21 protein-coding genes are annotated in these 25,201 nt (G+C 51.2%); 12 read left to right on the forward strand and 9 right to left on the reverse strand.

What is annotated here, in order from left to right:
* Positions 1-129: 129 nt before the first annotated feature.
* The 6 genes from H4F65_RS14000 (at position 130) to H4F65_RS14025 (ending at position 5,811) form a co-directional block, all read left to right on the forward strand.
* Positions 130-1,542: an anion permease gene (locus H4F65_RS14000; protein ID WP_010281111.1), complete on the forward strand. Its 1,413-nt coding sequence runs from the start codon at positions 130-132 to the stop codon at positions 1,540-1,542.
* Between the two features lie 191 nt (positions 1,543-1,733).
* Positions 1,734-3,362, forward strand: coding sequence for a sensor histidine kinase (locus H4F65_RS14005; RefSeq protein WP_039320161.1), 1,629 nt, complete (start codon positions 1,734-1,736; stop codon positions 3,360-3,362).
* On the forward strand, positions 3,355-4,077 hold the full coding sequence (gene dcuR, locus H4F65_RS14010) for a two-component system response regulator DcuR (RefSeq protein WP_010281107.1): 723 nt from the start codon (positions 3,355-3,357) through the stop codon (positions 4,075-4,077). The genes H4F65_RS14005 and dcuR overlap by 8 nt, the downstream gene beginning before the upstream one ends.
* A 126-nt stretch (positions 4,078-4,203) precedes the next feature.
* Positions 4,204-4,551, forward strand: a complete 348-nt coding sequence (locus H4F65_RS14015; protein WP_010281102.1) for a hypothetical protein — start codon at positions 4,204-4,206, stop codon at positions 4,549-4,551.
* Positions 4,538-4,801, forward strand: coding sequence for a hypothetical protein (locus H4F65_RS14020; protein WP_010281099.1), 264 nt, complete (start codon positions 4,538-4,540; stop codon positions 4,799-4,801). The genes H4F65_RS14015 and H4F65_RS14020 overlap by 14 nt, the downstream gene beginning before the upstream one ends.
* A gap of 116 nt (positions 4,802-4,917) precedes the next feature.
* Positions 4,918-5,811 carry a hypothetical protein gene (locus H4F65_RS14025; protein WP_010281098.1) on the forward strand — a complete coding sequence of 298 codons (894 nt, stop codon included), beginning with the start codon at positions 4,918-4,920 and terminating at the stop codon, positions 5,809-5,811.
* 406 nt (positions 5,812-6,217) lie between these two features.
* Here H4F65_RS14025 and H4F65_RS14030 read toward each other — a convergent pair whose 3' ends face one another.
* Entirely contained in the window at positions 6,218-7,561 is a 1,344-nt protein-coding gene (locus H4F65_RS14030; protein WP_010281094.1) for a 2-hydroxycarboxylate transporter family protein, read from the reverse strand.
* Between the two features lie 1,469 nt (positions 7,562-9,030).
* On the opposite strand from H4F65_RS14030, the gene dppA reads away from it, so the two are divergent.
* The 6 genes from dppA (at position 9,031) to H4F65_RS14060 (ending at position 15,012) form a co-directional block, all read left to right on the forward strand.
* Positions 9,031-10,638, forward strand: coding sequence for a dipeptide ABC transporter periplasmic-binding protein DppA (dppA, locus tag H4F65_RS14035; protein ID WP_010281092.1), 1,608 nt, complete (start codon positions 9,031-9,033; stop codon positions 10,636-10,638).
* A gap of 231 nt (positions 10,639-10,869) precedes the next feature.
* Positions 10,870-11,889 carry a dipeptide ABC transporter permease DppB gene (gene dppB / locus H4F65_RS14040; RefSeq protein ID WP_010281089.1) on the forward strand — a complete coding sequence of 340 codons (1,020 nt, stop codon included), beginning with the start codon at positions 10,870-10,872 and terminating at the stop codon, positions 11,887-11,889.
* Positions 11,890-11,902: 13 nt separating this feature from the next.
* On the forward strand, positions 11,903-12,805 hold the full coding sequence (gene dppC / locus H4F65_RS14045) for a dipeptide ABC transporter permease DppC (RefSeq protein WP_010281086.1): 903 nt from the start codon (positions 11,903-11,905) through the stop codon (positions 12,803-12,805).
* A gap of 13 nt (positions 12,806-12,818) precedes the next feature.
* Positions 12,819-13,799 (forward strand): dipeptide ABC transporter ATP-binding protein, encoded by a 981-nt coding sequence (gene dppD, locus H4F65_RS14050; protein WP_010281083.1) that lies wholly within the window; start codon positions 12,819-12,821, stop codon positions 13,797-13,799.
* A complete protein-coding gene (gene dppF / locus H4F65_RS14055; RefSeq protein WP_010281080.1) occupies positions 13,796-14,806 on the forward strand; it encodes a dipeptide ABC transporter ATP-binding subunit DppF in 1,011 nt (336 codons plus the stop codon). Before dppD ends, dppF begins: the two co-directional genes overlap by 4 nt.
* 26 nt (positions 14,807-14,832) lie before the next feature.
* On the forward strand, positions 14,833-15,012 hold the full coding sequence (locus H4F65_RS14060) for a SymE family type I addiction module toxin (RefSeq protein WP_072014221.1): 180 nt from the start codon (positions 14,833-14,835) through the stop codon (positions 15,010-15,012).
* A 66-nt stretch (positions 15,013-15,078) separates the two neighbouring features.
* Here the strand turns inward: H4F65_RS14060 and H4F65_RS14065 are convergent, their stop codons facing one another.
* From H4F65_RS14065 to H4F65_RS14100, 8 genes are all read right to left on the reverse strand, one after another.
* The gene (locus H4F65_RS14065) at positions 15,079-15,366 is read right to left on the reverse strand and encodes a hypothetical protein (protein WP_010281076.1); all 288 of its coding nucleotides are present in this window, start codon (positions 15,364-15,366) and stop codon (positions 15,079-15,081) included.
* Positions 15,367-15,598: 232 nt separating this feature from the next.
* On the reverse strand, positions 15,599-16,141 hold the full coding sequence (locus H4F65_RS14070) for a hypothetical protein (RefSeq protein ID WP_010281073.1): 543 nt from the start codon (positions 16,139-16,141) through the stop codon (positions 15,599-15,601).
* Between the two features lie 7 nt (positions 16,142-16,148).
* Complete coding sequence (locus tag H4F65_RS14075; protein WP_085996933.1) at positions 16,149-16,763, reverse strand: RHS repeat-associated core domain-containing protein; 615 nt, start codon at positions 16,761-16,763, stop codon at positions 16,149-16,151.
* 320 nt (positions 16,764-17,083) lie between these two features.
* Positions 17,084-17,497 carry a hypothetical protein gene (locus H4F65_RS14080; protein WP_010281065.1) on the reverse strand — a complete coding sequence of 138 codons (414 nt, stop codon included), beginning with the start codon at positions 17,495-17,497 and terminating at the stop codon, positions 17,084-17,086.
* A gap of 4 nt (positions 17,498-17,501) precedes the next feature.
* Positions 17,502-21,851: an RHS repeat-associated core domain-containing protein gene (locus tag H4F65_RS14085; protein WP_236146240.1), complete on the reverse strand. Its 4,350-nt coding sequence runs from the start codon at positions 21,849-21,851 to the stop codon at positions 17,502-17,504.
* A gap of 11 nt (positions 21,852-21,862) precedes the next feature.
* Positions 21,863-22,270, reverse strand: a complete 408-nt coding sequence (locus H4F65_RS14090; protein WP_010287508.1) for a DUF1795 domain-containing protein — start codon at positions 22,268-22,270, stop codon at positions 21,863-21,865.
* A gap of 8 nt (positions 22,271-22,278) precedes the next feature.
* Positions 22,279-24,132, reverse strand: a complete 1,854-nt coding sequence (locus H4F65_RS14095) for a type VI secretion system Vgr family protein (RefSeq protein WP_010287505.1) — start codon at positions 24,130-24,132, stop codon at positions 22,279-22,281.
* A 90-nt stretch (positions 24,133-24,222) separates the two neighbouring features.
* On the reverse strand, positions 24,223-24,741 hold the full coding sequence (locus H4F65_RS14100; RefSeq protein WP_012822145.1) for an Hcp family type VI secretion system effector: 519 nt from the start codon (positions 24,739-24,741) through the stop codon (positions 24,223-24,225).
* Positions 24,742-25,201: the final 460 nt, after the last annotated feature.

The following is a 25,201-nucleotide window of genomic DNA, read 5'->3' on the forward strand; positions in this document are numbered from 1 at the left end:
AAGGAAGAATAACGAAATACCCACTCCTCCGCACGGGACATCCGTCGTGAATATCTCCTGAATAATTTGAGTGTGACTCGAAGTATGACGGGGAATACAGAATCCGTTTTAATGAAGAGTGGTGTTCTTATGTCTGCGAATAACAGCAGGTTGATAAAGCTTCTAGTTATCCTTTGTATCGCCGGTGGCTTATGGTTATTGCCGGTTCCTGACGGGGTTAAACCCGATGCCTGGCATCTGATGGCGATTTTCATTGCCACCGTTGTCGGTCTGATTCTCTCTCCTTACCCGCTTGGCGCGATGGCGATGTTCAGCCTGACCTCGGTCGCCATATTAGGGTTATTACCCATTAAAGATGTGCTGACGGGCTTTAGCGATCCCACCATTTGGATGATCGCCTGTGCCTTCTTTATTTCTCGCGGCTTTATCAAAACCGGCTTTGGTCGACGCATTGGTCTGCTGTTCATCAGCAAGCTGGGGAATAGCTCTCTCGGTCTGGCGTATGGTCTGGTGTTTACCGACCTGATGTTCGCTCCGGCCATGCCTTCCACATCTGCACGCTGCGGCGGGATCATCACTCCGCTGTTCCGGTCAATCTCCGAAGCCTATGACTCCACGCCGGAAAAAGGCACACAGCGTCGCATTGGTGCGTTTCTGGTACAGTCCATTTTCCAGTGTAACGCCGTGACTTCCGCGATGTTCATGACCTCCATGGCGGGTAACCCGATGGTGGCGAAGCTGGCTTCTCAGTTTGGTATTCACATCAGTTGGACGGATTGGGCGTTGGCGACACTGCTGCCGGGCTTCCTGTCTTTGGCGCTGATTCCTTACCTGATCTACCGTTTCTATCCGCCTGAACTGAAGAAAACCTCAGAAATGCGTGCGATTGCCGTCGAAAGACTGCGTGAAATGGGCAAAATGACCCGCGACGAGTGGGTGGTGCTGGGCGTGTTCCTGGGTCTGGTGACCTTCTGGGTGCTGGGTTCTACGCTGAATATCGATGCAACCCTGACCGCGCTGGCTGGCCTGAGCGTGCTGTTGCTCAGCCGTGCGCTGACCTGGGACGACGTGGTCAGTGAGAAAGAAGCCTGGCACACCGTGGTGTGGTTTGCCGTACTGATGACGCTGGCTGGCCAGCTCAACAAAATGGGTCTGATTGCCTGGCTGGGTGGATTGGCCGGTAATGCCGTGAGTGGGATGCACTGGCTGCCAATGCTGGGTCTGCTGTTGCTGGTGTACTACTACAGCCACTATCTGATGGCGAGTGCGATTGCCCACATCAGCGCCATGTATGCCATTTTCGTCTCTATCGCGCTGGCAGCCGGTGCACCGCCGATGCTGACCGTGCTGGTATTCGGTATCTTCAGTAACCTGTTTATGTCCACGACTCACTACTCCAGTGGTCCGGCACCGATTTTGTTCGGCACCGGCTACGTGCCGCTGGGAACCTGGTGGAAGATCGGTTTCCTGGTCAGTCTGGTCATCATCCCTATCTGGTTGGGTATTGGCGGAATGTGGTGGAAACTGCTCGGTTTCTGGTAAAACGCAGATACCCACAGGCTTTCCTGATGCGAAACATTCCTGATACAAAAAATGTACCGCAACGTTAAGCCTGATTTCCTTTCTTCAAGCCTACGCCCTGTCCTTGTGACGGGGCGTATGCATCACGGCACGCGAAACGCGACGAAACAGTATAAGATAACGGTGTGATGATGGTGGTTTCGGAGAGTGACATGGGCAAGAAAAAGGCACCGCTAAAGCTGGGAACATCGGTGTTTCTTATGGTGTCGGTTGTGCTTGGTGCGGTGTTGCTGGTGGTCTATTCCTTGCTGTTTTTTCGCATTAATCAGCTTTCAGAAGATCATCTGCGAGAAAAAGCCTTTGCCATTGCTCGCACATTTGCCGCTTCTCCCGTGGTTATTGATGAACTTAAAGGGATTGGTCGGCCTGAGGACGTGCAGGCGGCTGCGGAGACGATTCGTCAGCGTAATCAGCTGCTTTTCGTCACTGTCACGGACATGGATACGGTGCGCCATAGCCACCCTGAACCGGAAAGAATCGGTGAGCATTTTGCCGGTCGGGATATCTACCCGGCGCTGTTAGGCATGGAGAATACGTCTATTAACCGGGGGACGCTCGATCCCGCGCTGCGGGTCTTTACACCGGTTTTCGACAGCAACCATAAGCAGGTTGGCGTTGTTGCGCTGGGGATTGCCTTAACCAGCGTGCAGAAGGTGATCAGCGATAATCGCTGGATGATTCCCTGGACGCTATTGGCGGGGGCGCTGGTCGGCTGGCTGGGTACGTTGATTCTGGTGAAGGTGCTCAAGCGCATTATGCTGGGATTCGAGCCGTTTGAGATCTCGAACCTGTTTGAACAGCGCAACGCGATGCTCAAGCACATCAAAGAAGGCGTTATCGCAGTCGATCAGGATGGCCGGATTACGGTCATCAATGATGAGGCGCGACGGCTTTTCCGGCAGAATAAGCCGCAGGGCAGTGAAACGCCGGCTCCGAAGCCCGCGGAACGCGTCAGCGACCAGTGGCTTGAACATCTGCACCTGAAACAGGTGCTGGAGAGCGGTACACCGCGGCGTGATGAAGAGATTAACTTTAACGGTCACCTGCTGCTGACTAACACCGTGCCGGTTTTTGTGAAGGGCGACATTATCGGCGCGATTGCGACATTCCGTGATAAAACGGAGATCAGCCAGTTGCTGCAACGGTTGAGCGGGATGTCCTACTATGCGGATGCGCTGCGTGCGCAGTCGCACGAGTTTATGAATAAGCTGCACGTTATCCTGGGGATGCTGCACTTAAAATATTACTCGCAGCTGGAAGATTATATCCTGAAGACCGCCAATAATTATCAGGCGGAAATTGGTTCGATTATTCGTAAAGTGAAATCGCCAGTGATTGCCGGCTTCCTGTTGGGTAAAATCAACCGCGCACGCGATCTCGGCATTACGCTCTCCATCAGCGAGGAGAGCCTGCTGCCGGATACCGATGATGTCGATGCCACCAATGAATTGATTACCGTATTGGGTAATCTGATTGAGAATGCGATGGACGCGATTGATGGACAGGAAAACTGTGAAATCAGCGTGAGCTTCCATCATCAGAACGGCCGCCTCCACTGTACCGTGGGGGATGATGGCCCCGGCATTTCACCGGAGAGTCAGGCGCGCATTTATGAACAGGGATTCTCTACCAAAGGCAGCGGGCGCGGTATTGGCCTGTACCTGACCAAACAGAGTCTGGAGAAGATTGGCGGCACTATCGAGTTTGAATCAGAACCTGAGGTGTACACCCAGTTTTTCGTTACTATTCCTTATCAAGCAAGGCTGTTTGACCATGATTAATGTACTGATTGTTGATGACGATGCCATGGTTGCAGAGCTTAACAAATCTTATCTGAACCAGGTTTCTGGATTTAGCTGCTATGCGACCGTCCCCACATTGCAGCAGGCGCGCAACCTGCTGATGCAACCTGACTCGGAAATCGATTTGGTACTGCTGGATATTTATATGCAGCAGGATAATGGACTGGACCTGCTGCCGACTATTCGTGAATTCAGTGAAAAGACGGACGTCATCATCATCTCGTCTGCCAGCGATGTGTACACCATCAAGAAAGCGCTGCATTACGGTGTGGTGGATTATCTGATTAAGCCTTTCCAGTTCTCGCGTTTCGAACAGGCGCTGACCGCCTATCGTGAAGAGGCGAATTTGTTCAAGCACCGCGATTTTGTTGGGCAGTCGGATATTGATAACCTGATTCGTCGTACCAGCAGTAGCACAGTTAGCGAACGTAAGAAATTGCCGAAAGGGCTGACCAGCCTGACGCTGCGTACCGTCTGCGAGTGGATTGAAGGCAACCAGGGCATCGAGTTCTCTACCGAAATGCTGGCGAATGCGATTGGTATCTCCCGCGTCTCCTGCCGTAAGTACCTGATCTACCTGTCTGATACTGGCATCCTGACCACCAATATTCTGTACGGCTCTACCGGCCGACCGGTGTATTTATATCGTCTGCTGCCTGAAAAACAGGACTCGCTGCGCCAGTACTGTGAATAAAAGGCTGTGAATAAAAAGCGGTAAATAAATCGCGCTGAAGAATAAGGTACACAGAGACGAGGCGGGAGCGATCCCGCCTTGTGCTATCACAATTCAGTGACGATGAAACCAAATGGAGTTGGTTTAGTGGAACACGATAAATTTATGCAGTACGGCCGCGGGTTAGGGCTGTGGCGGAACCCACGGGAAAATATTAAGCCTGAGCCAATAAATTACTTCAGGGATGACCCGATTTATCTCACGCCCTCAAAAGGAGAGTGGGTTAATCAGATCCAAGAGTGCAAGAAAGAAAATAACCCATTAGAGAACGGTGTGTTTATCTGGACCGAAATTAAGGGTACAGGTCACGCCTTTGTCTCTGTTCATGAGGGTAATAGTGCTTCTGTTTTCACTTATGGTCGATTCGGTAGACGGTCTGGTGCTGGCGAGACTGTCGGGGGATTATTAGAAGGGATGCATGATGTTAACAAGTGAATGTAAGACGGTTATGCGCTGGGGAGGAATAGCATTAGTAACCTTTGTATATTATCTGTGGCTCTTTCTTGCTATTTTTCCGTTAGATGATAAAGGGGACATGCCACTGGGTAAGGTGGTTACTATCGAATATCATGAGGCCGTGATAGAAAATATTTATAAGGCCACAGATAATGTTCTTGAGGTTGCTTTAATTGGTTTTCCTGTGTGCATGACTCTGATTCTGATCATTTTCAAGAAAGTTAGATAGTTGTGGTCAGCAAACGGAACTGAATGTCATATGTGGAATGAGACAAACGAGGCGGGAGCGATCCCGCCTTGTGCTATCACAATTCAGTGACGATGAAACCAAATGGAGTTGGTTTAGTGGAACACGATAAATTTATGCAGTACGGCCGTGGGTTAGGGTTATGGTGTAATCCACGGGAAAATATTAAGCCTGAGCCAATAAGTTACTTCATGGATGACCCGATTTATCTCATTCCCTCAAAAGGGGAATGGATTAATCAGATCCAAGAGTGCAAGAAAGAAAATAACCCATTAGAAAACGGTGTATTTATCTGGACAGAAATTAAGGGGACAGGTCACGCCTTTGTCTCTGTTCATGAGGGTAATAATGCTTCTGTTTTCACTTATGGTCGATTTGGTAGACGGTCTGGTGTTGCCGGGGCTGTCGGTGATGGCATCTTAAATTTTTTGCAGTTTGAAGATGCCAGAACATATTACCGAGAAGAGTTGTACCAAACAGAAGCTAAGGTTTTTCTCATTACAGATGCGAATCCTACGATTGCTCGATTGTACTTTGAAAAGCTATGGCGTTCAGGGGGCAAAGTGAAAGAAACAATCAAGATGGGAGAAAGCACTAAAAGAAACGGTCGTACAGTCGATCAATATGATGTGACAGGCGTGAACTGTACAACCCATGTAACAAAAGGCGTGAAGATTGCGGGATCACAGATATTTGAGGGAGGATATACCACTCACGCTCAGATACGGATTAATTACGAAGAAGATTTTGCCGTGCCGGTATCGCTACAGCGGTATTTAGAACGAAAAAACGCTGAATCATCGATGCTTGTTGTTGATATGACCAGTGAGTTTAGAAAGCAGTACCCGAACACTGATAACTATACACCGATAAGCGAAGATACCACTTTAAGAGTCGTGTCCGAGGTTGTTTCTGGTATAGGTAAAATTTCACCTTATTCTGGTGGTACTGTCGGTGGGCTATTAGAAGGGATGCATGATGTTAACAAGTAAGTGCAAGACTTTTATTCGATGGTTCAGTATTTTCTTTGTCTCTTTTTTTTATTTGATAAGCATTGCTCTTTTTTCTTTTGGACATGTTCAAGATAAGGAAAGAATGGTTTTTTTATCTGATAAAACAGTGCCAGTTGAATACCATTTTGCGATATTAGCTGATATGCGAGAATCTATGGATTCCATGTATTCAGCCGTATTAATTGGTTTCCCCATCTGTATGAGCCTGATTCTGATCATTTTCAAGAAGGTTAGATAAGAATGCGGTTGATGGCGGATTGGAGCGCAGTTCTGAACCTGTTGCACCGATAACGGCATAGCTGGAACGCTGTGTATACGGGCTTAAATGGTTTTTCTCATTCAGAATAAGGTTTCCCCCTGATTGGGGGAAACCATGATACTAAGATTAAGCAACCCAGCCCAGCAGCAGCGTTGCGGCGATGACGGTAGATGCGCCGCCGATACGGGTAGCGATCTGTGCGAACGGCATCAGGGACATACGGTTAGAAGCAGACAGAATAGCCACGTCACCCGTACCGCCCAGCCCGCTGTGGCACGTGGTTACGATGGACGCTTCAATTGGATACATGTTCAGATAAGGTGCAATCAGGAAGCTCACCAGCGCCATGGACAGCACCACAGAACCACAGACGATGACATAACCCACAGAGAATACTGCGACGACGCTTTCCAGCGGGATATACAGCATGCCCAGTCCGATCATCAGCGGCCACACCAGAGAACTGGATACGAACTTGTAAACGCTGTGTGCGCCAGTTTCCATAATCGCAGGAATCACGCGTCCGTATTTGCAGAGGACGGCGATCAGAATCATCAGCACTGGGCCTGGGATGTGTACCAATTTCTCAAACAGTCCACCAACGATGAAGAAGGCGCAAATCATCAGCAATCCGCCGCCCATCAGATGAAAATCGACCGGTTTTGGTGCTTCATTGACGGCAAACATCGCGTTGTCTTCATCGCTGCGAACCAGACGCCCTTCGCCGTTCAGATCCTTGCGGCGCATACCCAGACGGGATAACACGCCGGCACACAGAATCGCGAAGATGTTACCGACGACGGCTGCGGGCGCTAGCTGAGCAACATAGACATCCGGGCTTTCTCCCAGAATGGCAGAGTAGGCTAGAGATAATGGCAGGATGCCTTCACCGATACCGCCGCCGATGATTGGCACGATAATGAAGAAGAAGGTGTGATAGAAGCTATAGCCGCACAGTTTACCAACCAGCAAACCGGTTGCCAGCGCGGTTGCGGTGCCGATGACCAGCGGGACGAACATGCGCACCATCCCCTGAATCAGGATTTTGCGGTTCATACCCAGAATACTGCCGACCACCAGACAGGCGATAACGAAATACAGGAAGTTCGCCTCTTTCATCAGCAGGTGGACGGTTTTCATGGTGTTGTCGTTGAACAGCTCAAAATACACCATAACGGACGGTACCATCAGGCACAGAATGGCCGGGCCGCCGATATCTTTGAACACGGGAATGTTGCTGCCAATGTGTGCCAGTAAAAAACCCATCGTCATGATGACGGCGAAACCGCCAATCATATTTTTAGGCAAATATCCTTCGTAGGCAGCGATAGCGACAATGGCGGCAATCGCCATAAAAAGTGCAACGGGAACGGAGCCGATTTTCTTTTTAAAAAATCCCCCGATAAACGATTCTTGTGTTTCCAGAGCGAGATCGTTCTCACATAAAATATCAGTTTCAATTTTTTTCATTATATTCACCCTGCTAGGACAGTTGGTACAGAAAGAAATGACATACCTGCCGTGTAATATCGTTGAGATATTGGTAATGCATCGTTATCGACGCATCTTATTGGCTTTTTGCTTGCCGATATCGGTGTGGATATCGAGCGTTGCTAATGCCAATGGCGGCGGAATGTTTATTATCAGAAAGCAGAAAAATACGTTTTTTTCTTTTTTATCAGTTAGTAACAAAAAGATAAGGGATGGTTGATGTTATTTAACAATGAATCCTGTTGGAGAGTAATCTAGCATGAGGGAATGTTAAAAATAATACGTTAATTACGTATTTGTGAACTTATCAGCAACTCTATTTTAAATAACTTATATTGTTTTTTTGTAATTAAAATAATTTATCGAGGGAATGTTAGGGGTTAAAACAGAAGGAGAGGTAACTCACAGAGTGAAAAATACCACTTTATGAGAATAAGTAAATAGCGTGTTTTCATTTTAGTGAAAATATTTATTTAACTAAAATAGCCAATTAATTATTGAGCAATATCATTTTATCCTCGGTAAGGGCCCTGTGCCTGCCCCTGCCGCGCAGGACAAAATGCGTTCTCGACCCTGCATCAGCCGCCTTTTTATCTATGCTTTATCTAACGGATGTATCCAGCAATGGCTCTCTGGTCATGGTTATCCCACGGATAAAGAACGATGAAGAGCGATCTTGCGGCTCGTCGAAGGAGGGGGAAACAACGTTTCTTATGCCGTATAGAGTTTTTTTATGTAGCGTAGATAGTCATTTGCCTACTTATGGTGCCGCGGCAAATATCAGAATTTCTTATTATCCGTCAGGATTTTCACCTGCTGTTAACGTTTTTAACAAAAAATAGTGCTCAAATCTTGGACATGTAAGACCAGATGACTATAGTTTTTTTAATGGTGATAATTTCTTTATGTCCGCAAGCTATCGGTTTTTATCGCTGTTTTTTCCGAAAAAGGCAAAACATACACCTTTTGTAAGGTGATGAACTTGTATTTTATCTTTTAAGAAAATGTAAGGAAATTTTGTAAATCCTTACTGCTTATATTGACGTCACCGCCATCTGTTGAGAAATTGAGGGCGTCATAGGGATATAAGGAGGAAAGCAGCGGCTTGTCTGAATGATTCTACGTCTTCATCCAGCATCCGTGAGCGGGTTGTGGCGCGTCAAGGTATACGTTGTAGTTATTATGACTATATCCAACAGCGTGGCGGCCATCGGTTTTGGTAACCCCTTTCCTCTTCCTCATTATTTTAATTTTGCCTTCGGGCGACAGGGTACAGACCACAGTTCGTAAAAATACAGGTCTGGCCAACCATACCCAATTGATTTCGAGATGCAGAACGGAATATCAGCGCTGTTAACCACTGTGCGTTTAACGACAGAATTAACGCGTATGCAGCTTGGAGTATGGCGGGTATAGCACACAACATCATCCACAATGGAGCACAAGTAATGGAAAAATCCCTGGTTAAATCAAGGGTGTTGAAGTTCGGCCTTGGCTTGCTCGCCCTGTCCGTCGCTGCAGGCGTTCAGGCAAAGACGCTGGTGTACTGCTCAGAAGGCTCCCCGGAAGGTTTTAACCCACAGCTGTTCACCTCCGGTACAACGTTTGATGCCAGCTCTATTCCTATTTATAACCGCCTGGTGGAATTTAAAGACGGTACCACGGACACCGGTCCGGGTCTGGCTGAAAAATGGGATATTAGCGAAGACGGCAAAACCTATACTTTCCATCTGCGCAAAGGCGTGAAATGGCAAGACAGTAAGGATTTCAAACCTTCTCGTGAATTCAATGCCGATGACGTGATTTTCTCCTTCATGCGTCAGCAGGATGCCAACCATCCGTACCACAAAGTATCTGGCGGCAGCTATGAATACTATCAGGGTATGGGTATGCCGGAACTGGTCAGCAAAATCGAAAAAGTAGACGACTATACCGTCCGCTTTGTGCTGAACCGCCCTGAAGCGCCGTTCCTGGCAAACCTGGCGATGGACTTTGCTTCCATCCTATCAGCGGAATACGCGGATAAGATGCTGAAAGCCGGTACGCCAGAGAAGATTGACCTGAACCCAATCGGTACAGGCCCGTTCCAGCTGCAGCAGTACCAGAAAGATTCCCGTATTCTGTACAAAGCCTTTGAAGGCTTCTGGGGTACTAAGCCTGGTGTTGACCGTCTGGTCTTCTCCATCACGCCAGATGCGTCTGTACGTTACGCCAAGCTGCAAAAAGACGAATGCCAGATCATGCCGTATCCAAACCCGGCCGATCTCGCGAAGATGAAAGAAGATAAGAACATCACGTTGATGGAACAGCCTGGCCTGAACGTTGGCTATCTGGCTTACAACGTTGAGAAAAAGCCGCTGGATAACGTCAAGATTCGCCAGGCGCTGAACTATGCGGTTAACAAGTCTGCCATTATCGAAGCGGTCTATCAGGGAGCCGGCCAGGCCGCAACTAACCTGATCCCGCCGACCATGTGGGGCTACAACAACGACGTTAAAGACTACAGCTACGATCCTGAGAAAGCGAAAGCGCTGCTGAAAGAAGCGGGTATGGCTGACGGTTTCTCTATCGACCTGTGGGCAATGCCGGTACAGCGTCCGTACAACCCGAACGCGCGTCGTATGGCAGAAATGATTCAGTCCGACTGGGCGAAAGTTGGCGTGAAAGCCAAGATCGTCACCTACGAGTGGGGCGAGTATCTGAAGCGTGCGAAAGACGGCGAGCACCAGACCGTACTGATGGGCTGGACTGGCGACAATGGGGATCCAGATAACTTCTTCGCGACCCTGTTCAGCTGCGATGCGGCTAAAAATGGCTCCAACTACTCCAAGTGGTGCTATAAGCCGTTTGAAGACTTGATCCAACCGGCGCGCGCCGTTTCCGATCACGAAAAACGTATTGAACTGTACAAGCAGGCACAGGTTGTGATGCACGATCAGGCTCCGGCGCTGATTGTCGCGCACTCTACCGTGTACGAACCTGTACGTAAAAACGTGAAAGGTTATGTGGTTCAGCCGCGTGGTGTGCATAGCTTCAACAACGTGACGTTGGATTAAGTCAGCCACTAGATTTCACGGACACTAAAAACCCCGACCTTGCGGTTTCTCGTTAGAGGAGCCGTGGAGGCGGGGTTTCTTGCCCGTTAAATTTATGGTTGTCTTCCTTGCCCGCTATCCTGCGGGCCGTCGCACACGACGTTTAAAATCGCACCTGGCGATTTTTTAGCTGTGAGCAATGATAAGCCTGCTGGCCAATGAGCCAACGGGCATGAATAGAGAGTTCGGGATATGTTGCAATTCATACTCCGGCGTTTGGGGTTAGTTATCCCAACGTTTATTGGTATCACCCTATTAACCTTCGCGTTCGTACACATGATTCCGGGCGACCCGGTGATGATCATGGCGGGGGAACGGGGTATTTCCGCCGAGCGTCACGCGCAGTTGCTGGCTGAAATGGGGCTGGATAAGCCGCTTTGGCAGCAATACCTCCACTATATTGGCGGTGTGATGCAGGGCGATCTGGGGATCTCCCTCAAGAGTCGTATCCCCGTGTGGGAAGAATTTGTGCCTCGCTTCAAAGCGACGCTGGAACTGGGTATCTGCGCGATGATGTTTGCTATCGCGGTGGGGATTCCGGTTGGTGTGCTGGCTGCGGTCAAACGCGGTTCCATTTTCGATCATACCTCTGTTGGCCTGGCGCTGACGGGCTACTCCATGCCTATCTTCTGGTGGGGCATGATGCTGATTATGCTGGTCTCCGTTCAGCTTGATCTTACCCCCGTTTCGGGACGCATCAGCGACACGATTTTCCTTGATGACAGTATGCCGCTAACCGGCTTTATGCTGATCGATACCCTGTTCTGGGGCGAGGAAGGCGACTTTATCGACGCGGTTGAACACATGATCCTGCCTGCCATCGTGCTGGGCACCATTCCACTGGCGGTGATTGTGCGTATGACGCGCTCCGCGATGCTGGAAGTGCTGGGTGAGGATTACATTCGTACCGCTCGCGCCAAAGGGCTGAGCCGTCTGCGTGTGATTGTCGTACACGCGTTGCGTAATGCGATGCTGCCGGTGGTAACGGTAATTGGTTTACAGGTCGGTACCATGCTGGCCGGGGCGATCCTGACGGAAACCATTTTCTCCTGGCCGGGGCTGGGACGGTGGTTAATCGATGCGTTGCAGCGTCGTGACTATCCGGTGGTTCAGGGCGGCGTACTGCTGGTGGCAACCATGATCATTCTGGTGAACCTGCTGGTAGATGTGCTCTACGGCGTGGTTAACCCACGCATCCGTCACAAGAAATAAGGGGAAGGCTAAGATGACACACGTCACTGAACCTGTTGTAAATAGCGCACCGAAGCCGATGACCCCGCTACAGGAATTCTGGCACTATTTTAAACGTAACAAAGGGGCGGTCGTTGGCATGGCGTATGTCGTGCTGATGCTGATTATCGCCATTGGCGCCAACGTGTTGGCTCCGCATGCGCCCGCTGAGCAGTTCCGCGATGCGTTGCTTCGCCCGCCGGTCTGGCAAGAGGGTGGAAGCTGGCAGTTTATTCTGGGAACGGACGACGTCGGGCGTGATGTCCTGTCCCGCCTGATGTACGGCGCACGTCTCTCTCTGCTGGTTGGCTGTCTGGTCGTCGCACTGTCGCTGGTGCTTGGGGTGATCTTCGGCCTGCTGGCCGGATATTTCGGCGGTGTGGTCGATGCACTCATCATGCGTATCGTCGATATCATGTTGGCGCTGCCGAGCCTGCTGCTGGCGCTGGTGCTGGTGGCCGTCTTCGGACCTTCGATTGTGAATGCCTCGCTGGCGTTGACCTTCGTGGCATTGCCGCACTATGTCCGTTTGACCCGCGCAGCGGTGCTGGTGGAAGTCAATCGCGATTACGTCACGGCTTCACGCGTGGCGGGAGCCAGCTCGATGCGTCAGATGTTCGTCAACATTCTTCCGAACTGCCTGGCACCGTTGATTGTGCAGGCTTCTCTCGGCTTTTCTAACGCCATTCTTGATATGGCTGCTTTGGGTTTCCTCGGTATGGGCGCACAGCCGCCAACACCAGAATGGGGCACCATGCTGTCGGACGTTTTGCAGTTTGCGCAAAGCGCCTGGTGGGTGGTGACGTTCCCCGGTCTGGCGATCTTACTGACGGTATTGGCGTTTAACCTGATGGGGGACGGTTTGCGTGACGCTCTCGACCCCAAACTCAAGCAGTAGTAGAGGTAGAGAGATGGCGTTGCTCAATGTAGATAAACTGTCGGTTCACTTTGGTGATGAGGATCTGCCGTTTCGTGCGGTCGATCGTATCAGCTACCAGGTTGAACAAGGTCAGGTCGTCGGTATCGTCGGGGAATCCGGCTCCGGTAAGTCCGTCAGTTCGCTGGCGATTATGGGACTGATTGATTACCCCGGCAAAGTGATGGCCGACAAGCTGGAATTTAACCAGCGTGATTTAACAAAAATTTCTGAAAAAGAACGGCGTAATCTGGTGGGTTCTGAAGTCGCGATGATTTTCCAGGACCCGATGACCAGCCTGAATCCGTGTTATACCGTGGGCTACCAGATCATGGAAGCTATCAAGGTGCATCAGGGCGGTAATCGCAAAACCCGTCGTCAGCGTGCGATTGACCTGCTGACGCTGGTCGGGATTCCCGATCCAGGTTCGCGTCTTGACGTGTATCCGCACCAGCTTTCCGGCGGGATGAGCCAGCGCGTGATGATCGCGATGGCGATTGCCTGTCGGCCGAAGTTGCTGATTGCCGATGAGCCGACCACGGCGCTCGACGTGACCATTCAGGCGCAGATCATCGAACTGTTGCTCGAATTGCAGCAGCGAGAAAACATGGCGCTGATCCTGATTACCCATGATTTGGCGCTGGTGGCTGAAGCGGCACACCACATCATCGTGATGTATGCCGGGCAGGTGGTGGAATCAGGCAAAGCGGCAGATATTTTCAGCGCGCCCCGTCATCCGTATACCCAGGCATTGCTGCGTGCGCTGCCGGAGTTTGCGGCAGATAAATCCCGACTGGCATCGTTGCCGGGTGTGGTACCGGGTAAATATGACCGCCCGAACGGCTGTCTGTTAAACCCGCGCTGTCCCTATGCGCAAGACCGCTGCCGTCAGGAAGAACCTGCACTGCGCGATATTCCTGGTCGTCAGGTGAAATGTCATACACCGCTGGATGATGCGGGGAGGCCAACCCTATGAGTGAACTGAACGCACCATCGCAGCCGTATTTGCTGCATGCGATAGATTTGAAAAAACACTATCCGGTGAAAAAGGGCTTTTTCGCGCCAGAACGGATGGTGAAAGCGCTGGACGGCGTTTCCTTTACGCTGGAACGCGGTAAAACGCTGGCAGTGGTCGGAGAGTCCGGTTGTGGAAAATCCACGCTGGGTCGCCTGCTGACGATGATCGAAACCCCGTCTGATGGCGAACTGTACTATCAGGGACAGGATCTACTGAAGCACGATCCTGAAGCACAGAAGCTACGTCGGCAGAAGATCCAGATCGTTTTCCAGAATCCGTACGGATCGCTGAACCCGCGTAAGAAAGTCGGCCAGATCCTGGAAGAACCACTCCAGATCAACACGGAACTGTCAAAAGCTGAACGTCGTGAAAAAGCGTTGGCGATGATGGCAAAAGTGGGGCTGAAAACGGAGCATTACGACCGTTATCCGCATATGTTCTCTGGCGGTCAGCGTCAACGTATCGCTATCGCCCGTGGATTGATGCTGGACCCAGACGTGGTGATTGCCGATGAGCCCGTTTCAGCGCTGGACGTGTCGGTTCGTGCGCAGGTGCTGAACCTGATGATGGATTTGCAGCAGGATCTGGGGCTGTCTTACGTCTTCATCTCGCACGATCTGTCCGTTGTTGAACATATTGCTGATGAAGTGATGGTGATGTATCTGGGCCGCTGTGTGGAGAAGGGCAGTAAAGATGCCATTTTCAACAACCCGCGCCACCCGTATACGCAGGCGTTACTGTCCGCGACGCCGCGCCTGAACCCGGATTTACGCCGTGAACGCATCAAGCTGACGGGTGAACTGCCCAGCCCGCTGAATCCACCGCCGGGCTGCGCGTTCAATGCGCGCTGCCAGCGCTGCTTCAGCACTTGCACGCAGTTCCAACCGCAGTTGAAAACCTACGGCGAACAGCAGGTCGCTTGCTTCGCTGTCGATCAAGACGAACAGGGCACCGCTGTAGCCTAGTTTGCCTTCGATGCCCCCATGCCGCGGTGTGGGGGTTTTGGTTTTTGCCCCACGCTATTCCGTCATATTTGAACAAACTTCACCCACCGTCTGCGACTAACCTGAAAGGCCGTTGGCTGGAAGTATCGGGCTTTATGGCCGGGATGCTCATCACTATTACCGTCGAGCGGGGGAGGATAGTGATTGAGACGGAGATTAATCTCTAACTCTACGCACAATAAACCGCAGATAAAATAAAGCCGGAAGGATCGTTGGGATCGCTTCCGGTTTTATTAATCATCACTCACGGAAGTATAAGTAGGTTTTGCTTTTTTTATGTTTACGTATAAATCTTTATCGTCCAACCTCCACCAATATTCATTATATGATGAAGGTTTTTTATATTCATAAATTGAAACAATACCAAGCAACCCACATGGGGTTTCGGACATAAAATCCCAGCCATTCTTCTCAGCAAAAAACATATCGAGATCTTCGTCATACCATATAGAAAAACCTTTTTTATCAAGAATGTTTAACGCTGTGTTATATACATTACTATATTCTGACAAAGTAGGCATATATACTCCATATTTGTATTAATAAAAGATTAACTAATTATGCCGCCCGAACGGGTCATAGCGGTAGAACCAGCGTTCGCCCGTCGGGGTGTCGACAACCCGGAGCTGGTTGCGGCTGTCTCTGCGGTAGGTAAAGTAGAGAGGGCGAATTAGAGAAGCGCAATCCGCCGTTTACCGTGGGTAACTTAAGATCATTCAGCGGATTACGCCTTCAGATAATATGCCCTACAGCCTAATCTGATACTCCAACCTTTTTAAAGAAGCATCCATCAATACCAACTTCCTCAAGATATTTTGAAAATCTCTCGGTGAAGAAATAGTTAAGATTATAGAGATAATCTCTAAATACAAGTTCATCATCGTGTATTTTTAAAAATTCATATCTACTATTATCTTCCATTTCTTCATAAGCATCCCATGACTCAGCATCAATTGATTTTTTTACATTAAGAACGTTCATAAAAAAAAACCTTCTATTGTTAGACGTTCTTATAGGTAAAAATTCAGCTTTCCCAAATAGAAAGTCTTCAATTTTATCTTTTAATTCCTCACTTATGAGAAGCAACCTTGCATGATAATGTGATATGTTAAAATCTTCTCTTTTTTCTTTCTCTTTCTTTGTTTTTCCTTGAAAGATATCAAAATTATATAATTCCCATTCATCGACTAATGAACGCCCATCATATAAATTCATATTTTTAATAATTTCACTGCCTTCAGCGGGAAGGTAATATTTAAATATATCGATATCTGCTTCTAGCGTGTAAATGTTCATTGTTACCTCAATATTTAAACGTCCCTGAAACAAGTGAATCTCTAATGCTGGATAGTGCAGAATTCACATTTTCTGTAAGCTTACTCAGGCCACCTCCCGCACGCATTTCTGCTCTTTGCATAATCCTAGTAATCTCTTGATAATATTTATCGGTGTGGATAACTCGATGATAAGCACCAGGCTGCGGAGATATTTTCTTGATATGCTTTAAAAACACACCGTTTACAGCATCATCAATTTTGATTCCAGCCTTGTCTAAAATGCTTCTTGCTATATCAGCCCGCCTATCTGCGCCAGCTACTATATGGTGTGCTGCAGACCCCCAATATTTATGCCACCCAATTGTCATATAGCCAGCATTTTGAGCTAAGAGCTTATTTGCCGCTTTCATATTACTCGCTAGTATTCGAGCGCAACCAGCCAACCCAAACGGATCAACCCAGTCCATCGGGTTATGTACGTATCCGTAATTATTCTCCCCACCCAGCACCCCTATAGGGTCAGGCGAGACGTAGCAACCATCGTTCGGGTCGTAGTACCGAAAACGGTTATAGCATAACCGGCCGCCTGTCTGCGCACCAACCGCCCGGCTTGGGTATTCCTGCTGGTTGTGTTTTGGCAGGCAGGCTACCGCCTGCTATGACATAGCCAATTTGTAGTTTCTTATAATATCAGTGGGTTGAATTGATTACATTAGTGGTTGTGGTATCAAGCCACATGGCGGGATACGCACCGCAGAATGGCAGACCGAACTTGCCGTCAGCGATTAACCTTAAAGGCAGCTGGCTGAAGAGTCGGGCTTTATAACCTAGATGCCCACACTATTACCATTGAGCGGGGACAGGATAGTGATTGAGGCGGAGACTAATCTCTGACGCTGCGCACGATAAACAGCAGATAAAAAATAGCCGGAAGGATCGTTGGGATCGCTTCCGGCATGTTTTACACCTTTTCTATAATGGCATTAGATATATTAAAATTATTTAGAGTGTTCATTATATGCTCAGATACTGCTAATCGTTGATCCTCTGATAAGAAGATCTCTTTCCCATTAATAAATTTCATCCAATAAAAATTGGGCAACGGCTTTCCTGGATAAATTTCATTAAACTCATCCGATTGAGTAACAATGATTTTTTCAAAAAAAATATTATCTTGAACAGTGTTTTTTAATTCATTGGCTAATCTTTCCGTTACAATAAAGCACGGATAGCACTCCAATAAATCATCACCAAGCCATCCCGAAAAACATAGCTCCAATTTTTTCACAACAGGAGGATGTACACTGCTATTCATCACTGTTCCGTCACCAAGCTCTCCAGCAACTTCGGGTTCAATATAATAAACACTTGACATGAGATCACCTTATTGGCGGATTGAAGAGGCTACCGAACATATTATCAATTTCAGTAGCCTTGTTTAACACATCTGTACGACTAGGAGATGCATTCATTTTATAAAATCTATTCCACTCTATCCTAATTTTGCTTAAATGAATGTCAGAGTTAATTTCTTTAGGAATCCCTCGCAAATTAGGTAATGAATGCATCTCTGACGAGCTAAATAGCCCAGGATAACGTCTTAATACTTGTTGTTCTATTGCGTGATGCACAACAACTTTTCCTTGCAAAGTTGGATGTGCGGCAAAAAAGGTCGCTTTATAATCACTGTTAAGAGAGGAACCAACTCTAGCTTTACTTGGGAACTTTGAAGCTGCTCTAGCCGATTTACTGGATGCAATATTATCCAGAACTCTCTGCCTAATTATTGGACAACCAGCCAACCCAAACGGATCGACCCAATCCAGCGGATTCTGAACATACCCGTAATTGTTATCACCCCCCAGCACCCCTATAGGGTCAGGCGAGACGTAACAACCACCGTTCGGGTCGTAGTACCGAAAACGGTTATAACATAGCCCGCTTTCGGTGTCACGGTACTGTCCGGCAAAGGCAAGTCCCGGGTCGGCAGAGTCTTCCGTGGAGCCTGGTCGCTGGCCCCAGAGGGTGCTTTTTGGTGCCTGCCAGCGCAGGGTGCCGTCGGGTCGGTACAGAGCCTGCGGTTCGCCGTTCTGGCTGCTGGTAACAAAATCGGTTTCCCAGCGTCCGTCAGTATCCTGCCGTTGCTGAACCAACAGCTCCCAGCTGTTGTGTACCCAGTGGCGGCGGGCAATGCGTTCACCGTTGCGGTAATGGCGCACTTCAGCGATTTGGTCGCCGTCCCACAGGTAGCGGATATCGTCCTGCGTCTGCTCACAGCGTTTGCCGGTACGTCGTCCGAATGGGTCATAGCGGTAGAACCAGCGTTCGCCCGTCGGGGTGTCGACAACCCGGAGCTGATTGCGGCTGTCCCAGCGGTAGTGCCAGACCTGAGGGCGGTAACCCGGCTGAACCACCTGTTTACGGATGAGTCGCCCGGTTTTGTCGTACTGGTAATGGGTATCGTCGTGCTGAGTCAGCCTGCCCGCCTGCCATTCGGTGAGTCGGGAGGTCTCCTGCGGCAGGCCGTTGCGGGTATAGCTATAGGCTTCGTCAGTGTCGACCGCACGCCCTGCGCCACCGCTCAGGACGGACAGCACGCGTCCGGTGGCATCCAGACGATAGCCCCGGGTTTCATGGTTATGGCGAACGCCAGCCAGATTGCCCGCGCCGTCATACAGGTATTCTCTTGTCTGTGTGGCGTGGAGGCGACCGTCCTGCTGTTGGCCGCTCATCTCGCGCGTCAGCCACCCCATCACATCATATTCGCGGTGTTGGGCGAATGCCCCGCCTGAACGGGACGCTTCCCGTCCGGCGGCATCATGAACAAGGGTGAGCTCCGCGCCGTCCGGCAACTGCACCTGTTGCAGTTCACCCGCCGCGCTGTAGCTGAACGTGCTGGTCAGTGCATCATCGCTCGCGTCTTCCCAGGCCAGCGTCCGCGTCACGGTGCGTGCGGTATCATCAAACTGGCGGGTGAGCAGGGTGCCGTTCAGCCACTCCTGTACCACCCGGTCACGGAGGTCATACTCCAGTTGGACATGACTGGTCGCGGAGGTGACCTCGGTCAGCCTGCCTGCGGCGTCATAGCGATAATGCAGGGTATCGTCTGGTGCGGTTTCTTTGATGAGCAGTCCGCGTCCGTCATACAGAAAGTGGCGGGTTTCGCCTTCGCCATTACGGATGGCGATGCAGTGGCCGTCTTCGTCATAGGTGTAGTGGGTGTCGGTGCCCGCCATATCCCGCTCGCGGATGACCCGCGCATCGGCATCCAGCCACCATTGCCAGCGGTTGCCGTCTGGGGCGATAACGGCGACCAGTTGCTGGCTCTCTTTGTCGTACTCGTAACGCCAGGTGCGATCTTGTGCATCTGTTCGTGAGGTGAGCAGGTCAAAGGGGCCGTAGCTCTGGCGCCACAGTGCGCCGTTGCCGTCCACGTAGCTCAGCAGGTTGTTATGCTTGTCGTACTGGCGTTTTTCTTCTTTCTCATCGGGGCGTATCAACTGCTCCGGCAGCTTCCAGCTCGCACGACGATAGCCCAAACGGTACTGCGCGCCGTCCGGCCTCTGCCACTGCACGACTCTGTCCTGCTGGTCATATCGTAGCTGCTGGGTACGCCCCAGCGCATCGCTGGCACTCAGCAATCGTTGGCGATGATCGTAACGCAGCCGCGCCTGAACCTCGCCCGCCTGATCGCTCACCTGCGTCAGCAGGCCATGACGGTTCCAGGTAAATCGTACTTCGCGGGTATCCGGCCCTGTGAGTTTCTCCGGGTTGCCGGCCTCATCGAACGCCCATTGCCAGATGCGCCCCAGCGGGTCGGTGATGCCGCATAACCGCTGTGCGTCGTCGTAGTCATAGGCCCAGGCATGACCGCTGCCGTCGATGAAGGCGCTGACCAGACCGCTGTCGTCCAGATAGGTGAACTCAACCACCCGGCCAGCTGGGGAAACCTCACGTAGCAGGTTGCCGTGGTCGTCGTAGTCGTAGCGGGTGACGTGCCCTAACGGGGATTTTTCCCAGCTCATTAGGTGCAGATGGTTGAAGCCAAACTCGCTGCGCTGACCTAATCCGTCGGTCATTACGACACGATCGTCGAGATACTCAAAATGCGCCGTCAGGTAGCCGTCGGCGCAGGTGGTGTAGACACATCGACCCTGATGATCATAGTCGTAGCGCGCCCAGGTCTGGTCGTTGTCATGCCAGCGCGTGAGTCGGTTTTTTTTGTCGTAGTCGTAGAACAGATGATAGGCATGGGCAGCATCGGCCTCGACCAGCCGGCCCTGTTCATCCTGCCGGTATTCAGCCAGTAGGGTTTTCTGCCCGGTATCAATACGCTGTATCTGGTGCAGATACTCGCCTCGCCACACCAGCAGCAGCTCGATATCATCACTGTGGCGTATCTTGCGCAGATAGCCTTTTGGATCGCGGATCAGGGTAATGCGGTTGTCGTGTGGGTCATGTATCGAAGACAGGAGCAGCCGATCGCCCTGGGGCACATCGAATTCACGCCATGTAAGGCTCTCACGGTCCCATAGGCTAAAGCCCTTTGCCCGCCGATACAGGGTAAAAGCTGGATAGAGCGGACAAAATACCGACTGCACATCCTGATGGAAGGTGAAATCGATGTCGTATCCCTGCGCCAGTGTGATGACGACGTGAGTATTCAGGCCATCACGGCTGACCTGTGCCGTTTCGCTCCAGGTATCGTACCAGCCGCGTCCCAGCAGCCCGGTATGGGTGGCAGCGGAACGGTAAGTGCGCTCAAAAAGCAGAGGAAGTGTTTGCCCCAGTTCAATATCCTGACGCATCTCGATCACATCCCCGCTGGGAATGTAGACCGGATCTTTCAGGAAGCCGCGAGTCGCTTCCTTAATGCGTGCCAGGCCTTTGCTATTTTTAAAACCTTTGCTGGCACAGCGAACGGCTCTCCGTAACCCCACCGCCATTCTTAACGCGCCCATGCGCATGCCTTTCAGCACCGCGGTTGGCCCACGTGTAAACAGCTTGCCGAGTCCTTTGAACATACCCCGGCTGGGCGGAACCAGAAACTCGACTGCAATCAGTAGCGCTTTTTCCCACCAGCTGAATTCGTCACTAATTTCCAGACAGGTTTGCTGGCCGGAACCAAAAAAGACGGTTGATGCCCCTTCCTTGATGGTGGCACCACAGACGGTTTTATCGTCGATGCGCGCGGCGGGTGAGCCATTGACGTAGACGGTCTCACTGCCTTGCGCAATGAGCTGGGGCGAGTTGTGCTTGGTGCAAGCGACGGTGTCGACTTCGGCACGGGAAATGGGCTGCTTCTCCGCAAACACCGTACCCGAACCAGAAGAAACGGGCCCAAACGGCGGCGCGCCGCTGTCGACCATCGCGGAGACCTTGCTGGAGACGCTGCTGATCAGTCCCCCAAGCAGGCTGACCGCGCCAAATCCCACCGCCAGTTTGACTGCCCCGACAACCAGCGCCGCCCCCATGCCGCCCGTTCCGACAACGGCGACGGCAATGGCTCCCGCGACCGCCGCAGCGGCGGCAAATACCACCGCCGCCACAACCGCCCCTGCGATCGCTCCAGCCAGCGCGCCGAGAAAGCTTTTGTGCTTGATGGTTTTGCCCGGTGATGTCGGGGGTTTTCCCTGACCCGGTTGAGGGCGACCCGCAGGCGGCGTCGGGCCTTTGCCTGCGTGCATGGCTCCGACGCGGGCAACACGGTTCAGAATGTCACTCAGCATGATGACTCCTTTCAGGTGGCAGCTTTAAAGGTCTCGACCACCGCCAGCATTGCTGTTTTCTGCTCCGCACTGAGCTCGCCTGCTACGGTTACGGTAAACGTCATCAATAGCTCACCGCGCACCTGCATCACGACAACCTGATGCATCGGCCCTTCCGGTGACCGCCAGGTATATTCCAGACCGTGTGCGGGTTGCCCATCCAGCGTCAATGTCCAAACGCCGCGCTCTTCATACCCTTTCAGGTGTGCTGCAAACTGGGCCAACGTCTGCTGATAAACCGTCTCTGCCGTCAGACCGAAGTCAATCGGGGTACGGTTAACAACCAGATTGATGGCATCTCCCGGCAGGACAAAAACATGGAGTGATTCATCGCGCCAGTCGGCGGGGATAGCCAGCGTCCCTTCATTCATCTGATACATAGTCATCCTTAATTCAAATCGATACGGGTGCCGTTCAGCGTCAGGTTATTCCCGACGATCTCAATATCCCCGCTGTGCTTGATTGAGATATAGCCCGCACCCGTACCAATCTGAATGCTGCCATCTTCGGCGTGGATAAAGATATCGTTCGTCACCCTCAGCGTTTCATTGTCTTCCACGACGGTGCTCCGGTTTTTCTTCACCACCACCGTTTGCTCCCCTTGGATCTCAGTAATCTGATCGGCAATGACGGAGACCGTCTGGTTCTGCTGCACGACGACCGTCTGATCGCGGCCAATGTTTTCGTTGTGATCCACATTCACCGATGTACTGCGGTTATTCAGCACCACGGTGTTCATGTCTTTCTGAGCATGGATAAACACTTCTTCCTGACCAGCCTGATCCTCAAAGCGCAGTTCGTTGAACCCAGCGCCTTTGTGGGTTGTGGTGCGCAGTGTGGTGCGCGTTTTGTTGGCGGGCAGCGGGTAGGGTGATGGATTGGTCGCGTGGAAGGTTCTGCCCGTCACGATGGGCTGATCCGGGTCACCTTCGAGGAAACTCACAATGACTTCATGGCCGATGCGCGGAATAGCGATCAGGCCGTACTGGCCACCGGCCCAGCCTTGGCTGACGCGAACCCAGCAGGAACTCTGGTCATCGCTCGCGCCGTAGCGGTCCCACGGGAATTGCAGTTTCACCCGGCCGTATTGGTCGCAGTAAATCTCTTCACCCGCCGGGCCGACAACGGTGGCGATTTGCGGGCCATCGACCATCGGCTTGTACGGCAGATCGGCGCGCCAGGTGGTGCTGGCTTTCACGACCTCGAAGCTGTTGCTGTAGGTGGTCGGTTCGCCGCCGCTTTCTTCTTCCAGCGCCTGCGGCTGCTGTCCACTATGAGTGATGGCAACCAGTTGCCAGGCGATATTGAGTGCCAGATTGGGGTGTTCAGTTAAGGTAAAACTGCTGCCCGGCATCAGTTCGGCGGCATTGGATTCGCCCGAGCCGGTCATCGCGCCCGCTCGCAGCGCGTCCAGCCGATAGCCGGTAAAGGCTTTGCCGCTTGGGTCTTGCTTAAAACGACCGGGGTAGTCGAAGTGTTGATAGCTTTCGCGCTGGTGCTCCAGCTCACCACTCATCTTGTTGTGCAGCAATCCGTAAGCTGGGGTTTTGAAGCTGTAATCCTTCAGCGCCACCTCGGCAGTTCGCACGGCCTCGGCATAGCGGAAACGGCGTACATACGCCCCTTCGCTCAGCCCCTGTGTGGCAAGGTTGAAAAACAGTTCAGGGCCTTTGGCCAGCGCGCCGGCATCGTCGGCAAAAACCAGCCGATGTTTGCCTTCCTCAAACTCATGGAAGAAGTACAGACCTTCCTCTGCGGCCAGCCGGGTAATAAAGGCTAAATCACTTTCCCGATACTGCACGCAGTATTCCCGCACCGCGTGCTCGTTACGCAGCGCAAAGGCGTAGTCGGTGATGCCGGATTCTTCGAGCAGCGCGCCAATAATGGCTTCCGGTTTCTGTGCCTGAAAAATACGGGCGTTAGTGCGTAGCCCTAAACGCCACAGCGCTGGACGGACCTCCGCCTGATAGCGCGTGCGGCGAAAACCGGTGTCGCCCTGTGCGAACGCGCTGACAATGCCGCTCACGCGTCTTTGGAGTTCGCCTTCGTACCACACCAGGAGTTCACAGGGCTGGTCGAGAACAGCACCAAAATCGATCCCCGGTAAGGGGCTGGCCAGATTCAGCGACAGGGCAAACGGCTGGTTAAGCGCCTCGCTGAGCTGAAAATCCACCACGGCAAAAGTCGATGCAGGCAATGCGCCGACCTTAACGGTGAACTGTAATCCTGTACTGTTTGCCATCCGTCCTCCTGATGCTCTCATCCACACTCAGGCATGGCGTGGGCCATGGCTCAATGCAGAAAACCCGGGCAAGCCCGGGTTAAATAGGAATTACGCTTCGACCGGCGCACGCCAGTCATCGGAACCAGAAGTTCCTGCAACGGTGTGTTCCCAATCGATTTTGCGGTAGGCCAGCGATACTTCGATCAACTGGGTGTAGTCCAGCTTCGCTGGATCCTGGCAGTGTGGCATCTGGCAGTTAACGTCAACGATGGTGGCATCGGTCAGCACGGTAGAGAAGAAATGCTCTTGCTTACCTTCAACCGACGTGCGGTACCATTTCAGGGTCACGGTTGGCAGCATTTCGCCAGACGCCAGGGCGTTGTACATCAGCGGAACCGCTTTGTTCAGCGCGACGGTGAATTTGAACGGTTTATGCACACGTTGGCCGGACGGCTGACCAGACTGTGGGTCGGTCGGTACGGTAACGATGTGTTTGAATTCCTGTACCAGCATTTCGTCTTCGTGGCCTTCCACATAGATGTTGCCGACAGAATCAGATGTGAAAGCACCCGCGGTGATGTTGCCCTGCGTTTTACCTTCGATGCTGATATAGCATGGAGTTGGCATAGTCTTGCTCCTTGTTGTTAAACGGAATGAGTTGTTGAACGGGGTTAGTACTTCGCCGTTCACATAGCAATTCATGTGCCAAATTTCATCTATTTGTTTTATAAGGTAATTTACCTAATTAAAATTTTTACTAAGCAAAATTTGAGCAAGAAGTTGCGCAGACTTCCTGAATCGTTTGCAGACATTGCGCAAAAAGTGATTTACACCAGAAAGTGAGCAAGAAATTGCGCAGAATGCGCAGTTATACTGAAAGTTTTGGTTAGGACTATGAGATGACCGTCTTTTTGGAATGAATTAACTATTGATCAGGTGATAATCAATGTTATTGCCGATTAAAAATGCAGGAAATAATTCAATAAACTAATCGTTAGCTGCCTGATGTTGTGGTGGTAAGAACGGGATGACAGAAACGGGAGAGTGAATAAAAAGAGGAGAATGCCTGACCTTGGCATGCTGCAAG

The sequence above is a fragment of the Pectobacterium brasiliense genome (genome assembly GCF_016950255.1).
GTDB lineage: Bacteria > Pseudomonadota > Gammaproteobacteria > Enterobacterales > Enterobacteriaceae > Pectobacterium > Pectobacterium brasiliense.